The sequence below is a fragment of the Microcystis sp. M49636_WE2 genome (assembly GCF_030065375.1).
Taxonomy (GTDB): Bacteria; Cyanobacteriota; Cyanobacteriia; order Cyanobacteriales; family Microcystaceae; genus Microcystis; species Microcystis aeruginosa_C.
Map to the genome: position 1 here is coordinate 1 of NZ_JASJFG010000957.1, position 2260 is coordinate 2260.

3 protein-coding genes and 1 pseudogene are annotated in these 2260 nt (G+C 41.5%); 3 read left to right on the forward strand and 1 reads right to left on the reverse strand.

The window, feature by feature from the left end; genetic code table 11:
- Window positions 1-162, forward strand: a 162-nt coding sequence (locus PX484_RS22040) for an IS4 family transposase (protein WP_288105497.1), incomplete at its 5' end; no start/stop codon positions are given.
- Between the two features lie 149 nt (window positions 163-311).
- Here PX484_RS22040 and PX484_RS22045 read toward each other — a convergent pair.
- Window positions 312-1097: an SWIM zinc finger family protein gene (locus tag PX484_RS22045; RefSeq protein ID WP_002800296.1), complete on the reverse strand. Its 786-nt coding sequence runs from the start codon at window positions 1095-1097 to the stop codon at window positions 312-314.
- A 335-nt stretch (window positions 1098-1432) separates the two neighbouring features.
- Between PX484_RS22045 and PX484_RS26150 the strand changes: the two are divergent.
- Together PX484_RS26150 and PX484_RS22055 are read left to right on the forward strand one after the other, a co-directional pair.
- Window positions 1433-1636, forward strand: a pseudogene (locus PX484_RS26150) (IS30 family transposase); the annotation flags it as partial.
- Window positions 1637-1840: 204 nt separating this feature from the next.
- Window positions 1841-2260, forward strand: a 420-nt coding sequence (locus tag PX484_RS22055; RefSeq protein WP_288105495.1) for an alpha-hydroxy-acid oxidizing protein, incomplete at its 3' end; no start/stop codon positions are given.

A 2260-nucleotide genomic window follows, 5' to 3' on the forward strand; every position in this document is an offset into this window, starting at 1 on the left:
GAAGCGGTCAGAATGATTGCTTCTCTTGGGGGGTTTTTAGGTAGAAAAGGTGACGGTGAACCAGGTGTTAAAACTATTTGGTTGGGACTGCGAAGGTTACATGATATCAGCGAGACTTGGAAACTATCTCATCAAATTAGTCCCCCCATAGAACCCCCTTGAGCCATCTTGCACACTTTTCTCTTTTTGTCAAATTTTATGTTAAGAAAGATGTGACTAATGGATAGCTTATTAAGGGGGGATCAAGGGGGGATTAAAGGCAAAATCCATTTTTAATTTAATTATAACCAGCTACTTATACCCCAAATTCCCTACTGTAAAGCAATCGCCATCGCTTCTTGGGGAATTTGTCGGTAAATTGGTTTTAAAAATTGTTCTATGGCATCCGATTCGGGGGCAGCCAGGGGAAAATTGCCTAAAATGTCGAGAATGGTTTGATTTTCATTCCCCGGCGTAATCACAACTAGGGAGGGATCTAGCTCCTCATCGTACTGCCAAAAGCGATCGATAGTGCTGTCGGGGGCAGTTTTTTCAACTACTGTGGGGGGTTCACTGACTGCTAAAGGTTGATTATCAGAAGAATAGGAGCGTTTTTCTCGTAAAGCTTCCAGAATTTGGCTTTTGGTTCGGCCGCGCAGTTGCAAAAGCAAGAAGGGATCGACGCTAAAACGATCACCCAATTGATAATATACTGCTCCTATATGTTTGCAGGGGTTGGCTTGATCGGGACAGGTACAACGAGAGCGAATATCAGCTAGGGAAAAGGGAAATAAATTCACCCCACTATCGATAAAAACACGCTCAATATTATCGGGCATTTGTCCCGTGAGCAATTGAGCGGAATAAATAGCCTTTTTGGAGAGAAGCTTAATAATATAATCCCATTCTTCATCACTAAAAGCCGCTAGGGATAAATCCACTATATAAGGCTCTGGTTCACTGCCTTGTACTCTAGCAATAACTTGCGAGTCTTCAAAGTCAATACTTAAAACATTGCCTTCTCTGGCGTAAAGTCTAGCTCGTTCCAAGCGTTTTTTAAAGCGATAGGAATCGAGTAGTTCTAGCCATTTTTGTACCCACCAAGCTTGTTCTGTCATTTTTTATTTACCCTACAGCTTATCAGCTTCGTTACCAACAAAAACGCCAATTCAAAAAGGAAACACATCAGCCTTAAGAGTTGACAGAGAAAGGCTCATCAGGTATATTCTGATCTTTAACAACAAAAAATCAGACCCAAAAACGAAGCCCTTAACATTCTAACATAGAACAAAGAAACTTGCTCTACCAACTTGGTCAAAAGGGAAATTTATCTTAACGGCAAATAGCCGTCTTGCTGGTATGTCATCTATGAAGCAGAAACCCAAATTGTGAGTTTTGGGAATCGCCGTCCGTTTTACGGCGGTCAGGATGTCAAGAAACCATCTACAAAATTTCTTGGGAGAGGGGATTAAACGAGCATACTAAGGGACTGTTAAGACAAGTCTTTCCCAAGAGAACGAATTTTAAAATTGTTAAGCCAGAGCAGGTAGAAAGAGCCATAAACTTGATTAACAATCGTCCTCGATAATGTCTTGACTATCGTAGCCTGAATGAGGTATTATGTGATAGCTCAAACAGGGATGAAATTCAGACTTGAATTAGCCCAACGATCAAAAATTTAGCCGCTGCTTATCGAAATCCTTTAGAAAGCCTGATTAACCATTGTTTATCGGCAGAAGGAGGTTATACGCCATCGGATTTTCCCGATGCGGATCTTAATCAGTCAGAACTAGATGAACTGCTCTTAGAACTCGATTTTTAAACTCAATCTAATGTTTAACCCTCATGCTTGATAACAACTATGTCATCGCCTAATCTTCCCAGTGAAATTGAAAATCGTAAAAGCGAACATCTGCGAGTTTGTATCGAAGAAGATGTGGAATTTCAACAACTTACAAGCGGTTTAGAAAAATATCGTTTTACCCATTGTTGTCTTCCTGAACTTGACCGCAGTGATATTGAACTGGGGACAACCTTTTTGGGGAAATCTTTAAAAGCTCCAATTCTAATCTCTTCCATGACCGGAGGAACAGAATTAGCCCATTTAGTCAATACTCGATTGGCAACGGTCGCTCAACGCTATGGTTTAGCGATGGGGGTGGGTTCTCAACGCATTGCACTCGAACAACCGGAATTAGCGCCGACCTTTGCAGTCCGTTCTCTGGCGCCAGATATTCTCCTGTTAGCGAATTTAGGGGCTGTACAGTTAAATTACGGCTGC

What these genes read in the sequence shown, in the direction of transcription:
- PX484_RS22045 (WP_002800296.1), bottom strand. Translation starts at nt 1,097, where the DNA reads ATGACAGAACAAGCTTGGTGGGTACAAAAATGGCTAGAACTACTCGAT.